Source organism: Micromonospora sp. DT68, assembly GCF_049847245.1.
Classification (GTDB): domain Bacteria; phylum Actinomycetota; class Actinomycetes; order Mycobacteriales; family Micromonosporaceae; genus Micromonospora; species Micromonospora profundi.
The window spans coordinates 472,011-491,054 of the sequence record NZ_JBNCNZ010000001.1 but is presented as its reverse complement, the minus strand read 5'-3'; the positions used below and the strand labels follow the sequence as shown (position 1 = coordinate 491,054).

Annotated in this window: 12 protein-coding genes; 6 read left to right on the top strand and 6 right to left on the bottom strand. The window is 71.8% G+C overall.

The genetic code is table 11. From position 1 onward, the window contains the following. Window positions 1–44 precede the first annotated feature (44 nt). Window positions 45–662 (top strand): NUDIX hydrolase, encoded by a 618-nt coding sequence (locus tag ACPXB1_RS02380; protein ID WP_425734724.1) that lies wholly within the window; start codon window positions 45–47, stop codon window positions 660–662. On the opposite strand, the gene ACPXB1_RS02375 is transcribed toward ACPXB1_RS02380, so the two are convergent. Beyond that, a complete protein-coding gene (locus ACPXB1_RS02375) occupies window positions 631–1,722 on the bottom strand; it encodes a mannose-1-phosphate guanylyltransferase (RefSeq protein WP_355597278.1) in 1,092 nt (363 codons plus the stop codon). The genes ACPXB1_RS02380 and ACPXB1_RS02375 overlap by 32 nt on opposite strands. Window positions 1,723–1,784: 62 nt before the next feature. Next, window positions 1,785–2,930 carry a glycosyltransferase family 4 protein gene (locus tag ACPXB1_RS02370; RefSeq protein WP_355597277.1) on the bottom strand — a complete coding sequence of 382 codons (1,146 nt, stop codon included), beginning with the start codon at window positions 2,928–2,930 and terminating at the stop codon, window positions 1,785–1,787. A gap of 154 nt (window positions 2,931–3,084) precedes the next feature. Here ACPXB1_RS02370 and ACPXB1_RS02365 point away from each other — a divergent pair, with 154 nt between their 5' ends. Beyond that, entirely contained in the window at window positions 3,085–3,774 is a 690-nt protein-coding gene (locus ACPXB1_RS02365; protein WP_425734723.1) for a TIGR03089 family protein, read from the top strand. A gap of 702 nt (window positions 3,775–4,476) precedes the next feature. On the opposite strand, the gene ACPXB1_RS02360 is transcribed toward ACPXB1_RS02365, so the two are convergent. Both ACPXB1_RS02360 and ACPXB1_RS02355 read right to left on the bottom strand, forming a co-directional pair. Beyond that, entirely contained in the window at window positions 4,477–6,447 is a 1,971-nt protein-coding gene (locus ACPXB1_RS02360; protein WP_355596921.1) for an acetoacetate--CoA ligase, read from the bottom strand. A 150-nt stretch (window positions 6,448–6,597) separates the two neighbouring features. After that, window positions 6,598–7,122 carry an acyl-CoA thioesterase gene (locus ACPXB1_RS02355; RefSeq protein WP_053655263.1) on the bottom strand — a complete coding sequence of 175 codons (525 nt, stop codon included), beginning with the start codon at window positions 7,120–7,122 and terminating at the stop codon, window positions 6,598–6,600. 23 nt (window positions 7,123–7,145) lie between these two features. Between ACPXB1_RS02355 and ACPXB1_RS02350 the strand changes: the two genes are divergently transcribed. Continuing rightward, complete coding sequence (locus ACPXB1_RS02350; protein ID WP_355596919.1) at window positions 7,146–7,811, top strand: hypothetical protein; 666 nt, start codon at window positions 7,146–7,148, stop codon at window positions 7,809–7,811. 52 nt (window positions 7,812–7,863) lie between these two features. On the opposite strand, the gene ACPXB1_RS02345 is transcribed toward ACPXB1_RS02350, so the two are convergent. Further along, complete coding sequence (locus ACPXB1_RS02345; protein WP_355596939.1) at window positions 7,864–9,087, bottom strand: multidrug effflux MFS transporter; 1,224 nt, start codon at window positions 9,085–9,087, stop codon at window positions 7,864–7,866. A 275-nt stretch (window positions 9,088–9,362) separates the two neighbouring features. Here ACPXB1_RS02345 and ACPXB1_RS02340 point away from each other — a divergent pair, with 275 nt between their 5' ends. Further along, window positions 9,363–11,075: an ATP-binding protein gene (locus ACPXB1_RS02340; RefSeq protein ID WP_355629349.1), complete on the top strand. Its 1,713-nt coding sequence runs from the start codon at window positions 9,363–9,365 to the stop codon at window positions 11,073–11,075. 15 nt (window positions 11,076–11,090) lie between these two features. On the opposite strand, the gene ACPXB1_RS02335 is transcribed toward ACPXB1_RS02340, so the two are convergent. Beyond that, window positions 11,091–12,254, bottom strand: coding sequence for an acyl-CoA dehydrogenase family protein (locus ACPXB1_RS02335; protein ID WP_355596917.1), 1,164 nt, complete (start codon window positions 12,252–12,254; stop codon window positions 11,091–11,093). A gap of 245 nt (window positions 12,255–12,499) precedes the next feature. Between ACPXB1_RS02335 and ACPXB1_RS02330 the strand changes: the two genes are divergently transcribed. Both ACPXB1_RS02330 and ACPXB1_RS02325 read left to right on the top strand, forming a co-directional pair. Next, the gene (locus ACPXB1_RS02330) at window positions 12,500–13,927 is read left to right on the top strand and encodes a UDP-glucose dehydrogenase family protein (RefSeq protein ID WP_377663775.1); all 1,428 of its coding nucleotides are present in this window, start codon (window positions 12,500–12,502) and stop codon (window positions 13,925–13,927) included. Between the two features lie 150 nt (window positions 13,928–14,077). Beyond that, window positions 14,078–18,970 carry an SCO7613 C-terminal domain-containing membrane protein gene (locus ACPXB1_RS02325; RefSeq protein ID WP_425734722.1) on the top strand — a complete coding sequence of 1,631 codons (4,893 nt, stop codon included), beginning with the start codon at window positions 14,078–14,080 and terminating at the stop codon, window positions 18,968–18,970. Window positions 18,971–19,044: the final 74 nt, after the last annotated feature.

Below are 19,044 nucleotides of genomic sequence, written 5' to 3'. Positions count from 1 at the left end.
TTTCCGTCATGACGTGACGGCGCACGCGCTCGTACAGTGTCGAGGTGCCCGACACGACTATCGCCGGCCCTCAGGCCCAACCAATCGACCCCGAGACGTACGCGGCGCTGCACGCCGACGCCACCGCGCTGCTCGAGGGCTGGCAGCCGACCCGCCCGGGCGCGGCCACGGCCCGGGACCGGACGCTCGCGCTGCTCGCCGACGGGCCGGCCGCGATGAGCCGACAGCACCTACCCGGTCACGTCACCGCGAGCGCGCTGGTGCTGGACGCCACCGGTTCGCGGGTGCTGCTGTGCCTGCACACCAAGCTTGGGTGGTGGGTGCAGCTCGGCGGGCACTGCGAGCCCGCCGACCTGACCCTGGCCGGTGCCGCGCTCCGCGAGGCCACCGAGGAATCCGGGATCACCGGGCTACGCATCGACCCCGTGCCGATCGACGTGGACATCCACCCGGTGGGCTGCCAGGGCGGCTCCCTGCATCACGACGTACGGTTCGCGGTGCTCGCCCCGCCCGGGGCGGTCGAGCAGGTGAGCGACGAGGCCGAGGAACTCGGCTGGTTCGCACCGGACCGGCTGCCCGAGCCGCTGGCCGGCGGGACCGTGCAAATGGTCGCGCCGGCCCTCGCCGCACTCAGACGTAGCCCTCTTCGCCCCGCTCCTTGAGCTCGTCGACCAGGGCCTTGACGCCCTGGGCCTGGTCGCGCGGGCAGACCAGCACCGCGTCGGGGGTGTCGACCACGATCAGGTCGCTCAACCCGAGGACGGCCACCAGCCGCCCGGACTGCGGCACGACCACCAGGTTGCTGCTGTCCCGCAGCAGCACACCCGGCTTGGCGTCGCTGCCGAGCACCACGTTGCCCGCGCCGTCGGCAGGCAGCACCTCGCCCAGGGTGTGGAAGTCGCCGACGTCGTTCCAGCCGAAGTCACCCGGCACAGTCGCCACCCGGCCCGCAGTGGCCGCGCCCTCCATCACCGCGTAGTCGACGGAGATCTTCGGCAGCGTCGGCCACACAGTGCCGAGGACGTCGTCCTGCTCGGGGGTGCCCCAGGCGGCCGCGATCGCTGTGACGCCGGCGTGTAGGGCCGGCTGCTGGCGGGCCAGTTCGGCGAGGAACACGTCCACCCGCCAGACGAACATGCTCGCGTTCCACAGGTGCCGGCCCGAACGGACGTACGCCTCGGCGACCTCGGCGGCCGGCTTCTCCTTGAACTCCGCCACCGGCCGCCACGGCACGCCCTCGGTCGCGTCGCCGGTCTCCAGGTAGCCGTAGCCGGTCTCCGGCCGCGTCGGGGTGATCCCGACCGTCATCAGCAGGCCCTGCTCGGCCCCGCGGACCGCCTCCTGGACCGTCCGCACCCAGCTCTCCGGGGCGCCGATCAGGTGGTCGGCGGCGAAGCTGCCCATCACCGCGGCCGGGTCCCGATGCGCGATCACCGCCGCGGCCAGCGCGATCGCGGCGCAGGAGTCCCGAGGTGACGGCTCGACCAGGATGTTCTCCTCGGGCAGCCCGGTCAACTGTCGGGCCACCGCCGCGACGTGCGCGGCGCCGGTGACCACGAGGGTCCGGTCCGGTGTGGTCAGCGGCGCGAGCCGCTCCACGGTGGCCTGGAGCAGCGACGCGCTGGTGCCGGTCAGCGGATGGAGGAATTTGGGGTGGCCAGCGCGGGACAACGGCCACAACCTCGTGCCGCTGCCACCTGCCGGAATGACCGCATAAAGCATCCGCACATCATGCCCGACGAACCTGTACGAAGTGGCACGGGTCACCCCGGGCACCGGGATGCTCACGAACGGGCGCGACTCCAGGCGGCGATGTGCACCTCGGCGCTGGACTCCCAGGTGAACTCCTTGGCCCTGTCGAACCCGGCCTTCGCCAGCGTCAGCCGCCGCTGCTCGTCGTCCAGCAGGGCGGCCAGGTCCGTACCGATCTGCTCCGGGTCCTCAGAGGTGTACGCGACCGCGTCGCCACCCACCTCGGGCAGCGAGAGGCGGGGCGTGGTCAGCACCGGGGCGGCGCACGCCATCGCCTCCAGGATCGGCAACCCGAAACCCTCACCGTACGAGGGGTAGGCGGCGATCAGCGCGCCACCGAGGAAGCCGGGCAGGTCGGCGTACCGAAGGTAACCGGGACGCAGCAGCCGCAGGTGCGACGGGACCTCGGCCACCGCCCGGTCGATGTCGTCGTCGTGCCCCTGCCCACCGGCGATCACCAGGGCCGGCGGGTCCTCCCGGTCGGCCACCGCCCGGGCCCAACCACGGATCAGATTGGGTACGTTCTTGCGCGGCTCCTTGGCACCGAGGAAGGCCACATAGCTGCTGTTGCCCAACCCCAGCCGGGCACGCACACGGGCCTTCTCCTCCTCGCTCGGCGCGTGGAAGGCGGAGTGGTCGACCCCGTGGTAGGCCACGTCGATTCGGGTCGGGTCGGCGTCGAGCAGCCGGATCAGCTCGTCCCGGGTGGCCTTGCTGGGCACGATCACCCGGTCGGCGCGGCGCAGGGAGGTCTTGATGGCGCTGCGGAAGAACGTCCGGCGGGACTTGTCGTAATGCTCCGGCTCGGTGAAGAACGTCGCATCGTGCACGGTGACCGTGACCGGGCACCCCGCCCGCAGCGGGCAGGTGTAGAACGGCGAGTGCAGCACGTGCGCGCCCACCTGCTGGGCGAGCAACGGCAGGCCGGTCTGCTCCCACGCGAGCCGCGCCGGGCGGTGCGCCACCGCAGCCGGAGCGGGAATGATCTCCGCGCCGGGCAGCATCCGGGTGTAGCGCTCCAGGTCGGTGCGGAGACTCACGACGGCCAGTTCCACCCCCGACCCGCACACCTTTCCGAGAGCGCCGAGCAGACCGTCGACGTATCGACCGACACCACCACGGTCGGCGGGGACACTCGTGGCGTCGATGAGCACGCGGGGCGGGCGACCGGCGGTCACGGGGCGACTCCTTGTACTGGTGCGTCTGTGGGGAAAAACACTCCGGGGCTCAAGCCTACGCCGGAGTGGAGGGCGGACGCTGACTGCGACCCGACCGTACGCCGACTTGTCATCGTCTTCGAGTACGGCCCGCAGAGGCGTATCGTTCGCGCCGATGGCCGACAATATTGCCCGGGTTTTCGCCGACGCGATCGCGACCGACCCGACCCGACCGCTGCTGACCTGGTACGACGATTCCAGCGGCGACCGCACCGAACTTTCCGGCTCCACCCTGGCGAACTGGGTGGCAAAGACCGCCAACCTCCTCGTCGACGAGGTCGGCCTCGCCCCGGGCACTCCGGTCGGCGTACTGCTGCCGCCGCACTGGCAGACCGCCGCAGTGCTGCTGGGCTGCTGGTCGGCCAAACTGACCATCGCCGACACGCCGGGCGCGGTGGACGTCCTGTTCGCCGCCGCCGACCGGATCGACGAGGCGCAGTCCTGGCCGGCCGGCGAGCGGTACGCCCTCGGGCTGTCCCCGCTCGCCGCGCCACTGCGACAACTGCCGCCCGGGTTCGCCGACTACGTCGTCGAGGTACGCGCCCACGGCGACCACTTCGGCCCACAGCCCGGCCCCGGCCCCGGCGACGCGCACCTGCTGAGCCGCGCGGAGGCCCGCGCCACGGAACTGGGCATCGCGCCCGGCGCCCGGGTCCTGATCGACGCCGACCGGTACACCGATCCGGTCGACTGGCTGCTGGCCCCACTCACCCGGGCGGCGACGGTGGTCCTCTGCGCCAACCTGGACGAGACGCGCCTCCCGGCCCGCCAGTCCACAGAAAAGGTCACCCAAACCCTCCCGTAACAACCCCACTCCGCCCCGCCCCGCCCCGCCCCGCCCCGCCCCGCCCCGCCCCGCCCCAGCCCTGGCCCGGCCCGCTCCCGCTCCCGCTCCCGCTCCCGCTCCCGCTCCCGCTCCCGCGATCTTGCAGTTTCGGTCGCCGAGTTGCACGAAATGCCCGTTAAGTCGCGGCAGTAAGTGCAAGATCGTCGAGGTTCGGGGTCGGCTCGGGGTCGATCATGGAGTTGTGGTGGGCGGATGGCGATGATTGGCACCTTTTGCGCGGCACCACAACTCCATGATCGACGCCAGCGGGCGGAGGCGCAGCGGGGCACAGGCGCCAGCCGGGGACGATCGCCGGCCAGGCAGGAGTGCCAGCCGGGGAGAGGCGTCGTCCGGTTGGGCTAGCCGGGCAGAGGCGCCAGCCGGGAGCCAGCCCGGGAGGACGGGAGCCAGCCCGGGAGGACGGGCAGGCTCCAGCCCGGGAGGACGGGCAGGCTCCAGCCCGGGAGGACGGGCAGGCTCCAGCCCGGGAGGACGGGCACTCCAGCCGTCAGGGCCGCCAGCCGCGCACGCATGCCGGCCGGGTCGGGGCGCCAGCCGGTAACGGTGTCGGCAGGCAACGGCGCCAGCCGGTAACGGCGCTGACCGGTAACGGCGCCAGACGCGGCCCCTTCGACCAGGACGGCGCTGGCCGGTACGCGGACGCTGGCCGGGCGAGGGTTCTTAGGCTGAGGTGCGGGACTGGGCGAAGGTTGCGAAGGCGTTCAGGGACTCGGGGTTGGCCAACGCGCCCTTGGCCGCAGCGCGGTCGACAGGGATCCCGGTGAGGATCTTCTTGACCGGAACCTCCAGCTTCTTGGCCGAGAGGGTACGGGGTACCGCGCGTACCTGGTGGATCTCGTCGGGGACGTGCCGGGGCGAAAGGGCGGTACGCAGTTCACGGCAGATCTTCTTGCGCAGCGCGTCGTCCAACTCCAGACCGTCGGCCAGCACCACGAAGAGCAGAAGCTCGCCGGCGCCGCCCTCGTCGTCCTCCAGGTGCACGACGACCGAGTCGACGACCTCGGCGAGCCCTTCGACCACCGTGTAGAACTCCGCGGTGCCCAGCCGTACCCCGCCGCGGTTGAGGGTGGCGTCGGAGCGGCCGGTGATCACGCAGCCGCCCCGGGAGTTGATGGTGATCCAGTCGCCGTGCCTCCACACGCCCGGGTAGACGTCGAAGTACGCCTCGGCGTACCGGCTGCCGTCCGGGTCGTTCCAGAACCCCACGGGCATGCTCGGCATCGGCTCGGTGATCACCAGCTCGCCCAGCTCACCGATCACCGGGGTGCCGTCGGCGGAGCGGGCCTCCACCTTGGCGCCCAGCGCGCGGCAGGCGATCTCACCGGCGTACACCGGTAGAAGCGGCACCCCGCCGACGAAGCCGGTGCACACGTCGGTGCCGCCGGACAGCGACTGGAGCTGGACCTGGTCGCCGACTGTCTCGTACACCCATTCGAAGCCTTCGGCGGGAAGCGGCGCACCTGTGGAGCCGACGCCGCGCAGCGCGGACAGGTCGGCGATGTCCCGGGGCACCAGCTGGGCCTTGCGGCAGGCCAGCAGGAACGGCGCCGAGGTGCCGAAGTAGGTGGTGCCGGTCTCGGCTGCGAGCCGCCACAGCCCGCCCAGGTCGGGGTGGCCCGGGTTGCCGTCGAAGAGCACGATCGTCGCGCCGACGGCCGGGCCGGAGGCCAGGAAGTTCCACATCATCCAGCCGGTGGTGGTGAACCAGAAGAACCTGTCGGCCGGGCCCAGGTCGTGGTGCAGGGCGAGCATCTTCAGGTGTTCCAGCAGGATGCCGCCGTGGCCGTGCACGATCGGCTTCGGCAGGCCGGTGGTGCCCGAGGAGTAGAGCACGTACAGCGGGTGGTCGAAGGGCACCGGCGTGAAGGTCAACGGCTCGTCGGTCGGCGCGGCCAACTCGTCCCAGCTCAGCGCGCCCTCCGGCGGGGCGCCGGCCGGGTCCAGGTAGGCGATGGCGACCGTGTGGCGCACCGACGGCAGGGCTGCGCGGATGGCGGCGACCTCGGCGCGCCGGTCCACCGCCTTGTCGCCGTACCGGTAGCCGTCCACTGCGACGAGCACTGACGGCTCGGTCTGCTGCCAGCGGTCGGTGACGCTGCGGGTGCCGAACTCGGGCGCACAGGAGGAGAAGATCGCGCCGAGGCTGGCGGTGGCGAGCAGCAGGACGTACGTCTCGCCGATGTTCGGGGCGTACGCCGCCACACGGTCACCGGCGGTGACGCCGAGCCGACGCAGCCCGGCGGACACCCGGCGGACCTGTTCGCGCAGCTCGGCGGCGGTAAGGGTGACCGGCGGGCGGGTCTGCCCGTGCGCTATGACAACCGGGTCGTCGTCGGCGCGCCCGGGCATCCGCAGCACGTTCTCGGCGTAGTTGAGCGTGGCGCCGGGGAACCAGCGGGCGCCGGGCATTGCCCGCCCGGCAAGGGTCGCGGTCGGTGGGGTGTGCGCCACGACCTCGAAGTGGTCCCAGATCGAGCGCCAGAACCCGTCCAGGTCGGTGACCGACCACTGCCACAGCGCGTCGTAGTCGGCGAAGTCCAACCCGCGGTGCTCCCGCAGCCAGCGTAGGTAGCCACCGATTCGGGACCGATCGAGTACGTCCGCCGGCGGCGTCCAGAGCATGTCGTTCACTGCCCTACCTCCCCTGACCACGCACGACACCGCGAATGTGCCGTGGCGACATCATGCCCTACCCGGAAACGCCATTCTGCGGACCGGGTCCGGCCATCGACGCGTGCCCACACCACATACCGGCGCTGCAAAGCATGTGGGGGTGCCCGCTCAGCCGTCGGTTCCGCGATGGGCTTGGATGGCCCGGCGGCGGGCGAGGCGGTGCGCGCGACGGATCTCGGCCTCCCGGTACCGGCGTTCGTCCTCCGGTGTCTCGGGCAGGACGGGGCGTACCGTTCGCGGCGCGCCGCCGACGTCCACCCCGACGAAGACCAGGTACGCGGTGGCGACCCGGACCGGGGCGTCCTCGGCGGAGTCCCAGCGCTCGGCGACCACCCGCACGCCGACCTCCATCGAGGTCAGCCCGCTCCAGTTCACCTGGGCGTGCGCGTGCACAAGGTCGCCGACCCGGACCGGCTCGGAGAACACGATCTCGTCGATGGCCGCGGTGACCGCCGTTCCGCCGCTGTGCCGGGCGGCGGCTGCCCCGGCCACGTCGTCGACGAACTTCATCAGGACGCCGCCGTGGACGGTGCCGTGGAGGTTCACGTCGACGGCAGTCATGATCTTGCTGAGGGTGACCCGCGAGTACGAGGTCGGCTTGCCCGTCGGAGCGTCGGAGGGATGCTCGGTCATGTCGGAAACGGTACGGTGCGCGGATGCGACATCTCTGGAGCTTCCTCGCCGGGTTGGTGGTGGCGCCCATCACCTGGGTGCTTGTCACACTCGGGCAGGACGGGTCGAGCCGGACGGTCGACCGCTGGGTGGAGATCGGCACCTTCAACACCGCCAACCTGATCGAGCCGGCCGTGTACCTCGGTGTCGGCGGTGTCCTGCTGGGCCTGCTCGGCACACTGCGCTTCTCACCGGCCGGCCCACTGGTCGCCGGGCTACTGCTGGCCACCCCGTACGTCGGGATGTTCGTGGCGCCGTTCGAGGTGCGGGACGCGGTCCCGCAGGGGTGGAAGGTCTTCGGTGACCCGCTGCCGCTGCTGCTGCCGGTGGAGAACGGCACACTCTTCCTGATCGGTCTGCTGTTGCTGATGGCGACGTTCAGCGGGCAGCGCTGGCGGCCCTGGCCGCAGGCGACGACCACGCCGGCACCGGCGACGGCACCGGCGGACGGCCCGCGCGGCGACGACTTCACAATGACCGACTGGCCGACGTCTGAGTCCTCGGAACGCGACACCGCACCGTTGACCCTGGGTTACCCGGCCGATCCGACACCGACCGAGCCGCTGCCCCGCCGGGTGGGCGGCGAGTCGCCGTGGTCGGCCCCACCGCGCGGCCAACCGCGCCCCGAGGACACCACCGAGATCCGCTGATCGTCGGGCGGGCCGGTCATCCGGCCCCCCCGACCAACCCGCTGGGGCGCCGTCAGTGCAGGCCGACGGCCAGGTCCGGGTCGATGGTGTCGCTGAGAACGGCGCGGGGCACGACCAGGAGCATGACCGCCAGCGCCGCAGCCATACCGCCCGCGATGACGATCGCCATCGGTACGGCTCCGGTGCCGAACAGGCCAGCCAGGGGCGCCGAGAACGCGCCGATGCCGAACTGCACGGCACCGAGCAGCGCCGCGGCGGTCCCGGCGGCCTCGCTGTGCCGGTTCATCGCCAGCGCGGGCGCGTTCGGCATGGCCAGGCCCGTGGCGGCCAGCACCAGCCACAGGATCACGAGCAGGGCGCCCAGGCCACCGAAGCCTGTCGCGGCGACCACGATCAGCAGTACGCCGAACGCCGTTCCGGCGATCAGGGCGCTGATGAGGATCTGCTGCGGCGTGAACCGGCGCAGCAGCCGTACGTTGAACTGGGTGGCCGCGATCAGGCCCACCGCGCCAGCGCCGAAGGCCAGCCCGAACTCCTGCTCGTCGAGGCCGTACTGCTGCTGCAACACGAACGACGACCCCGAGACGTACGCGAACAGGGCGGCCATCGCCAGCCCCGCGACCAGCACCAGACCGACGAAGGCCCGGTCGTTGAGCAGCCCTCGGTAGTCGCGGAGGGTCGCTGCCACGCCGCCGTGACGGCGACGGGCCGCGGGAAGGGTCTCCGGCAGCCGCAGCGCGGCGATGACGATCAGCAGCACGCCGAGCACCGCCAGCGCCGCGAAGACGCCCCGCCAGTCGGTCCAGCCCAGCAGGGCGCTGCCAAGCGTCGGCGCGAGGATCGGCGCCATTCCCATCACCAGCATCAGACGGGAGAAGATCCGGGCGAAGGCGGAGCCGCTGAACAGGTCGCGCACGATGGCCGTGGCGACCACGGCGGAGGCGGCGACGCCGAGCCCCTGCAGGACGCGCAGCACGCCGAGCACGGCGATGTCGGGGGCGAACACGCACAGCACGGAGGCCACGATGTGCACGGCCAACCCGGCCAGCAGGGGCTTGCGCCGGCCGATCGCGTCCGAGAGCGGCCCGAGCAGCAACTGGCCCAGCGCGAGGCCGACAAGCGTGCCGGTAAGCGTCAGCTGGACGGCGGTCTCGGTGGTCTCCAGGCCGGACGTGATGGCGGGCAGCGCCGGCAGGTACATGTCGATGGTCAGCGGGCCGATCGCGATCAACGCGCCGAGCACCAGGACGAGCTGCGCGCGCTGGCGGTTGGTCATCAGGTCACCCGGCAGCACCTCGGGCTCGGCGGTTTTCTCCACCAACTGCTTCATGATCTCGATCTTTCTGCGGGGTCCAGGTACGTCGCGGGTCGTGCCCGACGTTGGGCAGCGAGCAGGTGGTGGTGGGGGGCCGGTCCGGTGATTCTCTCTCTCGGTCAACGTCCCAGCCCCGTACGGCATCGCCACTGTGTGAGGACTCACGTACACACAGACTTAACACCTACTTCGCACGCCTACTTGCCACGTGCGAAGATGGGTGATGTCATCAATCTGTGATTGCTGACGATGTGATCGAGATTCTCGCCACCTTGCGCCGGATAGGCGGTGAGCCGTCAGGTGTCGAAGCAAAGCGGGCCGCCGAAGGACTGCCGAAATCTCTTCGCGAGACGCTCTCCGCCTTCGCGAACACCGACGGCGGGACGGTTTTGCTCGGCGTCGACGAAGAACGTGGATTCAGCGTTATCGAGCTGACGGACCCCACGGCGCTGCGGAACGCTCTGGTACAGATGTCGCGCGACGACCTCACACCTCCGCTACGGATCAGCACCGAGATCACCGAGGTCGAGGGCAACCGACTGGTGGTGGCGGAGGTGCCGCCCGCGCCAGCCGACCAGCGTCCGGTCTACGTCACCGCACAAGGTATTTCCGGGGGATCGTACCTACGCGGGGGCGACGGCGACCGTCACATGACCCAGGCAGAAATCGCGATGGTCACGGCCGCCCGGACCCAACCTGTATACGACCGCGAACCCGTTGACGGGACATCGGCGGACGACCTGGACGACGAGGCCGTACGCCGAACGCTGCGGAGGATACGGACCGGGTACCCCAAACTCGCGCGGTCCGACGACGCCACGGTCCGCTACCGACTCGGCATCACGGCCGGACCCGCAACCGATGCCCCGCTGACGCTCGCCGGGCTCCTTGCCTATGGGCAATTCCCGCAGCAGCACTTCCCTCAGCTGATGGTCTCGGTAGTCGTGCACGGCCCGGACCCGGCCTCCGGCACCAGGTTCCTCGACAACCAGACGGTCCGGGGTTCCATCCCCGAAATGGTCGAGACCACCCTCGGTGTACTCCGTCGCAGCCTCGCAGTCCGCGCAGTCATCACCGATCACGGCGGACGGATGGACGAGGTCGAGTACCCGCTCGAGGCCGTCCGCGAGGCGGTCGTCAACGCTCTGCTGCACCGCGACTACAGCCCTGTGACAAGAGGCACCCAGGTGCAGGTTGAGCTATTCACCGACCGCCTCGTCGTTCGCAGCCCAGGCGGCCTTTACGGAGGCGTGATCGTGGACGAACTCGGCGAGGAAGGCATCTCGTCGTCGCGCAATGCAATACTGGCTAGCCTTCTCGCAGACACCTACCTCCCGTCTTCGAACGAACTCGTCGCCGAAAACAGGTCTTCGGGCATCCCCGCGATGCTCGCCGTAGCGCGGCGCCGGGGCCTGCCACGGCCACAATTCCGGAGTTCCATCTCCAGTTTTGTGGTCACCATGGCCCGTTCCGAACTCCTCAGCCCTGAGGTACGCCACTGGATCGCCGGGCTGCGGGCACACTTGCCCACACCCGCGCATGAGATCGCTTTAGCAATGCTGCGCGAGAACTACCTGACCAACGAAATGCTGCGGCAATGGGGCGTGGACCGCATCACCGCCGGCCAGGTCTTGCGGGATCTCGTCGCCCGAGGGCTGGCCGTCAAGGAGGGCGGGCGGCGCTACGCGCAGTACGTACTCGATCCCGCAGCCTCGGGCCGGAGCAAGGAACCCGACCTCTTCACCAACCTCCTGCCGGACGTCAGCGAGGCGCTCAAAAGCCGGGGAGAAGCGACAGCCGGTGAGCTCGCCGAACTCACCGGACTGTCCCGTACTGCCGTCCTCAACCATCTACGCGCACTGGTCGAGGCCGACACCGTCATTGCCATCGGAGCAGCACGAAGCCCCAAGCGCCGGTACCGGTGGGTTGCCTCCACGCCCAGCTATTGAGCCGAGCCCGGCTTCTCAGCCGTTGAGCAACTGCCTCGCCATGACGATGCGCTGGACCTGGTTGGTGCCCTCGTAGATCTGGGTGATCTTGGCGTCCCGCATCATCCGCTCGACCGGGTAGTCGCGGGTGTAGCCGTAGCCGCCGAGCAACTGCACCGCGTCGGTGGTGATCTCCATGGCGGCGTCGGAGGCGAAGCACTTGGCCGCCGCGCCGAAGTAGGTCAGGTCGGCGTCGCCCCGCTCGGAGCGGCCGGCCGCGGCGTACGTCAACTGCCGGGCCGCCTCCAGCTTCATGCCCATGTCGGCGAGCATGAACTGGATGCCCTGGAACTCGGCGATCGCCTTGCCGAACTGCCGGCGCTCGGCCACGTACCCCTTGGCGTAGTCGAGCGCGCCCTGCGCGATTCCGACGGCCTGCGCGGCGATGGTGACCCGGGTGTGGTCCAGGGTCTTCATGGCGGTGGCGAAGCCGGTGCCCTCGGCGCCGATCATCCGGTCGGCGGGGATCCGCACGTTGTCCAGGTAGACCTCGCGGGTGGGCGAGCCCTTGATGCCGAGCTTCTTCTCCGGCGCGCCGAAGGTCACCCCGGCGTCGGACTTTTCGACAACGAAGGCCGAGATGCCCCGGGAACGGGCTGCCGGGTCGGTGACGGCGAAGACTGTGTAGAACTCGGACACGCCGGCGTTGGTGATCCAGCGCTTGACGCCGTTGAGCACCCAGTGATCCCCGTCACGCACCGCGCGGGTCGTCATCGATGCCGCGTCGCTGCCCGCCTCCGGCTCGGAGAGGCAGTACGAGAACATCGCGTCGCCGGACGCGACAGGGGTCAGGTAGCGGCGCTTGAGGTCCTCGGAACCGGACAGCAGCAGCGGCATCGTGCCGAGCTTGTTGACCGCCGGGATGAGCGAGGAGGACGCGCAGGCGCGGGCCACCTCTTCGATCACGATCGCGGTGGCCAGGGCATCCGCGCCCGCTCCGCCGTACTCCTCCGGGATGTGCGGCGCGTGGAAGTCGGCGGCCCGCAGCGCGTCGTAGGACGCCTTCGGGAACTCCCCGGTCTCGTCCGCCTCCGCGGCGTGCGGAGCTACCTTTGCGGCGCAGACCTCACGGACCGCCTCCCGGATCGCCTCGTGCTCATCGGGCAACCGGTATACGTCGAACGACTCCCCTGCGGCCATGTCGGCCCTCCCCTTCACCGCTATCATGCGCAGTCTGTGGCCTTCCCTGACCGCCAACCGCGCAGACTGAAGGATAGCGACTGCAGTTCAGGTGATGTTACCGGCGCGTAGGTACAGGGCATGACGGAGCACCCACGCCGCTGGGCAATGATGGACACAAACAGAGTCATACCTCCGGTGCCCGCCAGGCGCCGCAGCAGAATGCGACGCGACGAGCGCCGCCAGTGCGAGCGGAGAAGACAGGCGTGACGATCCCCTACCCCACCATCCAGCCGAGCCCCGCTATCGCCGCGGTGACCCCGCCGTCGGGCGCACCTCGGCCGCGGGTGACCTTCCTGGGGACCGGCTACCTCGGTGCGACGTACGCCATCTGCTACGCGGAGCTCGGGTACGAGGTGCTCGGTTTCGACGTCGACGCCGACAAGATCGCGATGCTGAACGCCGGCCAGGTTCCCATCCACGAGCCCGGCCTGGACGAGCTGCTCAAGCGCAACCTGGCCGCCGGCCGGCTCCGGTTCAGCACCGACATCGCCGAGACCGCCGAGTTCGGCGACGTGCACTTCATCTGCGTCGGCACCCCGCAGCGGGCCGACGGGATGGGCGCCGACCTGTCGTACGTCGAGGCGTCGGTGACAAGCCTGGCGCAGCACCTGACCCGCAAGGCGCTCATCGTCGGCAAGTCCACCGTGCCGGTGGGCACCGCCGAGTGGGTGGAGCAGCTCGTCGGCAAGCACACCCCCGACAACCTGGGTGTCGAGGTGGCGTGGAGCCCCGAGTTCCTCCAGGAGGGCTTCGCCGTCGACGACGTGCTCCGCCCCAACCGGATCGTGGTCGGCGTCAAGAGCGAGTGGGCAAACGGCATGCTCTACGCCGCGCACAAGGGCGTCTTCGACCTGGCCGCCACCGAGGACCGCGAGGTGCCCCTGGTGGTAACCGACTTCGCGACCGCCGAGCTGGTGAAGGTCGCGGCGAACGCCTTCCTCGCCACCAAGATCTCCTTCATCAACGCGATGGCCGAGGTCTGCGAGGCCTCCGGCGGGGACGTGACCCAACTGGCCCGGGCGATCGGGTACGACCCCCGCATCGGCAACCGGTTCCTCCAGTCGGGCCTCGGCTTTGGCGGCGCCTGCCTGCCCAAGGACATCCGCGCCTTCCAGGCCCGCGCGCAGGAGTTGGGTGCCGGTGAGGCCCTGCGCTTCCTGCACGAGGTCGACCTGATCAACCTGCGCCGCCGGGCCCGGGTGCTCCAGCTCGCGGCGGACCTGCTGGGCCGCCGCTCCGGCCCGGCCGGCCCGGACTTCTCCGGCACCCGGATCGCCGTGCTGGGAGCCACATTCAAACCCAACACCGACGACGTCCGCGACGCCCCGGCGCTCGCTGTCGCCGCGCTGCTGCACAAGGCCGGCGCCGACGTGCACGTGTACGACCCGCAGGGCACCGAGAACGCCCGCCGCGCGGTTCCCGAGCTGACCTACGAGGCCGGCATCAACGAGGCGGTCACCGGCGCCGACCTGGTCTGCGTCCTCACCGAGTGGGCGGACTTCCGCAACGCCGACCCGGTCGCCCTGGGCGAACTGGTCGCCGGCCGCAAGGTCGTCGACGGGCGCAACTGCCTCGACTCGGCACTGTGGACGCAGGCCGGCTGGGAGTACCGGGGCATGGGCCGCCCCTGACGTTTCTCCACCCACCGGCCGGCCGCGGAGCACCACTAGCGGCCGGCCGGTGATGTTGTTTGCCCCGGACCCGCCGACAAGAGTCGAAATCCACGCCGGCATTGGGCATGCTGCGACAGTGGGAGTCCACAGTGCGGGTGGAGGGGTGTCGTGGCGACCTTTCAATGCTCCTCGTGCGGCCGGGAGATCAAGCCGGCCGTCCGCTGTCCGCACTGCGGGTCTGACCAGCCGCAGTGGGTCGAGCATCTGGCAAACGTCGAGCGTTCGATAGCGGAGATGAAGGCGCGCGACGCCGCCATCGCCCGCGAGCAGCGGCAGATCGCCGCCAAGATGCAGGCAGCGCTCTTCCAACGGGACATCCTCGCCCACGCCGGGGAGGAACGCCTCAAGCAGGCGACCCGCCCCCGGCGGGTGCTGCGCCGCCGTCCCGGTCGCCGCCCACCGACGGCCACCACCGGCGCCCCGCCCCGGGTGCCCCGCCAGGGCACGCCGACAGCTCCGGAGGACCCACCACCACCGCCGCCACCGCCGTCCTGGCTGGACGCCGACGACCCGGAGCACCCCCCGGAGGCCTCCTCCCGGGAGGTGCAGAACATCCCCCTCGGCCTGGGTGCGCTGCTGCTCGGCGTGGCCGCCGTGGTCTTCGCCGCGGTGGCGACCAGCTCGATGGACGCCCTGGCCCGCCTCGGTGTCCTGCTCATCGCCACAGTGCTGATGTTGCTCGCCCCACCGGTGCTGGCCCGGCGCGGCCTCACCTCGACGGCCGAGACGATCGCCGCTGTGGGTCTGCTGCTCGTGCCGCTCGCCGGGTACGCCCTCTGGGCCGTCGACCGGATCGGCGACGGCGGCACCTCCGGCGCGATCTTCGCTGGCCTGATCTTCGCGGGGACCGTCGCCGTGTCGGTCGGGTACGCCACGTGGACAGGTCTGCGCGCACCCCGCTTCGCTGCCGTACTCGCCGCACAACCGGTGCTGCCGCTGCTCACGTTCGACCGCATCACCGGGCCGGGTGGCTGGGCGCTGGTGCTGACAGTGGTCGCCCTCCTCAACTTCTGGCTGGTCCGCTCCGGGCTGATGGTGGAACGCCCCGTCCGGCAGGACCTGCCGGAGGCGAGCACGCCCGCTGCGCCCCGGCAGCGTGACGCCGAGGGCAGGCCGGAGGGCGCCCCGGAAGAGGCCGGCGAGGTGATCGACGCCGGCGTGGGGACCGCCCAGCCGCCGGCCCGTCCGGTGCCCGGGGTCCGCGAGCTGACCTGGTCGCTGCACGCGGTGGCGGTCGCCGTCGCCCTGGCGTACGCCGTCACCGCCCTGCTGCGGGCACAGACCGTGCCCACGGCGACAAGCGCCGGGCTGGTGCTGCTACTGGCCGCAGCGGTCGGGTTGGCCGGCGCGCTGGTGCTGCGCCGCCCACCGCTGCCCGACGTCGGGGCCGGCATCCTCACCCTTGCCGTGATCGGCGCCTTCGGCCGGATCGCCTCCGTGGCCCTGCCCGGCCAGTCGCTGCTACTGATCGCCGCCGTCATCACGGCGACCGGCCTGGCGGTACGCGCGGTCCCCGAGGCCGCCCGACGCGGACCGCAGATCGCCTCGGCGGTGGCGCTCACCGTCAGCGGGTTGGTGGTCGCCGGTGGCGCGCTGCGTGCCGGCGTCGCAACGGTACGCGCGGCGCTGCCCGCGTGGGGTGCCGACCTCGACGGGTACGCCGCCGAACTGGCCGCCGCTGTCGGCCCGAACACCTGGCAGCTCGCCGCCGCCGCGTTCCTGCTCACCATCGCCGCGGTGCTCGCCCTGCCAGCTGACATCCGCCGCGAGTTCGCCGTGGCGGGAGCCGCGCTCACCGCGCTCGCCGTACCGGCCTCGTTCGGTCTCGGCTGGGTGTCGGCGCCCTGGCCGATGGTGCTCACCGCGATCGGCGTCGGCGTGACCGGCCTCTCGGCGCGGACCACCCGGGCCGCGCTGGCGCATTCCGTCGCCGCTGCCGTGGTGGGCATGTTCGGCGTCGGTGCCGGCCTGTCCCGGCCGGGGCTCACGGCCGCCGTCCTGCTCGCCATCTTCGCGGCAGCCGCGCTGGTCGCGCTGGCCCCCCGGGTACGGATCGCGTCCGCAGCCGCCGACACGGTCACGGACTGGGCCGCCGGCGGCGCCGCCTTCGCGCTGCCCGGCGCGGTGGCGGCGTTCGTGGCCGCAACAGCGACCGTCGACCCGACCCCCACCCCGGCCAGCCTCCGCGAGGTAACGGTGCCGGTGCTGGCGGCGAGCTTCCTGGCGGTCTGCGTGACCCTCGGGTACGCCGCCATGGTGCAGGTCTCCCAGCGGCGCATCCCGGCACCCCTGTCGGTCGGCACGGGGCTGGGCGCACTCGTGGTCACCGCCGCCGCCTTCGGCGCCCCAGGGGCGACCGTCGCCGACGCCTGGGTCGGCGCGCTCCTGCTTGTCGCGGCGGTGCTGCTCTACCTGGCACCTTCGATCGACGCCGGCCGCCGCTCCGACCTCACACTTGACGGCTCCGACCTGGCCGCCGCGGCGGTCACCACCGCGCTGATCGCCACGATGGTGCGCATCGGCGCGGTCATCGCCCCCGGCGGGCAACTCGCCGTGGCCGCCGCCCTCGTGCTGGTGGTCGCCGTCGGCGCCCGTGCCATGCCCGAGGAGTGGCGGCGCGGGCCGACCCTCGGCATCACCGTCGGCGGCGTACTCATCGGTGTGCTCGCCGGTTGGATGGCCCTGCGGGGCGGGGTGGGGGTGCTGGCCACACCCGGCCCGATCTGGGACGGTGACCTGAGCAACTGGCCGGCCGCGCCGACCGGCGGCTCGACCTGGCAGGCCCCGATCGCGCTGCTGCTGCTTGCCGTCACCGCCGGCATCCTGCTGCCGCCGCCGTGGCGGTGGGACGTGTCCGGTGCCGCAGTGGTGCTCGCCACTATCGGCGCGCCGGCCGCGTTCGAGCTGCCCTGGTGGTCGCCGGTGCTGGTCGGCGGGATGGTGGCCACCGTCTTCGGGATGGCCTCGGTGGCCACCGAGGAGGCCCGCGCCGGGCTGTCCCGGGCCACCGTCGCCGGGGTGGTGGCGCTGCACGCCGCAGGCGCCGGCCTGGTCCGCCCCTGGACCACAGCGTTAGCGCTGGGCAGCATCGCGCTCATCGGCGTGGTCGTGGCCGCGGTGGCCCGCGTGCTGGCCGGCCCTCAGGTGACCGACCTGGAGACCGAGGGGATGCCGCCGCACCTGGCCCAGATCGGTGGAGCGGCCGCCGGTGCCGCGTTGCTGGCCCTGCCCGGTGCGGTCGCGGCGCTGGCCGTCGAGTTCGAGCACTCGCCGCAGGTGGTGCTGACCGCCGCACTGGCGGCGTCCAGCCTCGGCCTCGCGGCCGTGGCCGCGGTGCGCCGGCACGTGCCTCAGTACCTGCCCTGGGTCAGCGTGGCAGTGGTCGGCGGAGCCACCATCAGCGCCCTCGCCGCCATCCCCACCGGCCTGCCCGCCGGGGTCTACGCGGCCGCCGCCGCCCTGCTGGGCGTCCTCGCCGAACTGGTACGTGCGGCGACCGCGCCGCCCACCAGCTCGGCCCAGCCGGTCCGACGGTGGGCGGTGCTCCTCGACGGCGCGCTACGCCGGCTGCCGGACGACCCGGACCGGCGGCGGTGGCGGGTCAGCCCGTCCGCCGGTGCCCTCGCCGCAGCCGCCCTACCCACGGCGTTGGCCCTCGCCTCGATCACACCTGCCCTGGTGACCGCCCTTGTCGAGCCGCACCGCACGCTGAGCCGCATCTGGCAGGGCCCGCCGCCGGAGCTGCTCACCCCACCGGCGGACGTGGTCAACCCGACCCACGTACTGACCGCGCTGCTGCTCACCGCGACCGCCGCGCTGGCCGCCACCGGGTTCAGCGGCGGACGGCGGTCCCGCGCCGTGCCTGTGGTGCTGCCCGGCGCGGCCGTCACACTGCTGATCGCGCCCCTCGCGCTCGGCCGGGGCTGGCCCGCGAGCACCATCGGCGCGCTCTCCGTCTTCACCATCGCGATGCTCGGCCTCGCGCTTACCCCACCGCCGGCGCTCGTCGAGCGGGCCCGGTCGCTGCGGCTGGCCCGGGTGCTTGTGTTCGTCATCGGTCTGGCTGGCGGCAGCGCCGGCCTCGCCGGCAGCCTGGCGGACCGGCAGCTGACCCTGTTCACCCTCGGAAGCGCCGTCGGTGTTGGCGCGGTGGCGGCGCTGTTCGGCGTCACGCAGCGGGCGCGCATCCTCGGCTGGCTCTTCGCATCGCTGATGGCGCAGCTGTTCGTGCTCACCGCCGGTCTGGTCGCCGGGCTGGCCGCGGTCTGGTCTGCGTTCGGTGTGCTTGCCGTCGGCGCGGTCCTCCAGGTGCTCGCCGCGACCCTGCCACGGCTGCGCCGACCCGAGGCGCAGCGCGAAGCGTCAACTGTCGAATGGAGCGGGTACGCGGCGGCGCTCATCGCCCTGGCCCTCGCCTTCGACTCGCCCCGCCACATCGCCGCCCTCCTTGCCGCGTGGGGCGCCGTCCTCGGCGTGGCGGCAACCCGCCCCGGTCGCCGGCCGGTGGAGCGCCGCATCCTCTTCTGGGCTGTGGTGTTCTGCGAGATCACCGCCTGGTGGATCCTGATGCGCGTAGCCGACGTGGCGCTGCCCGAGGCGTACACGCTTCCGTTCGCCCTGCTGGCCCTGCTGGTCGGGGTGCTGGAGCTGCGCCACCGGCCGGACATGAGCAGCTGGGTGGCGTACGGGCCGGCGCTGGTCGCCGCGTTCGTGCCCACACTTGCCATCGTCCTGGCCACCGAATCCAGCACGCTTCGGCAGATGCTGCTGCTGCTCGGTGCGGTCGCGGTGCTGATCTTCGGCTCGTCCAGCCGTCAGCAGGCACCGGTGATCGTCGGCGCGTCGGTCACCGCGATCGCGGCGATCCACGCGCTTGTCAGCCTCGGCCCGTGGCTGGCGCTGATCCCCGTGGGCATCCTGCTGCTCATCCTCGGCGCCAGCAACGAGCGCCGCCGCCGAGCCCAGGAACGCCTACAGACCGCACTACGCGGCATGAGATGAATCTGAGGAACAAGCGGCGTGAGTCCGGCTGCGTCGATCATGGAGTTGTGGTGGTGGACAAAGGACCCCAAGCA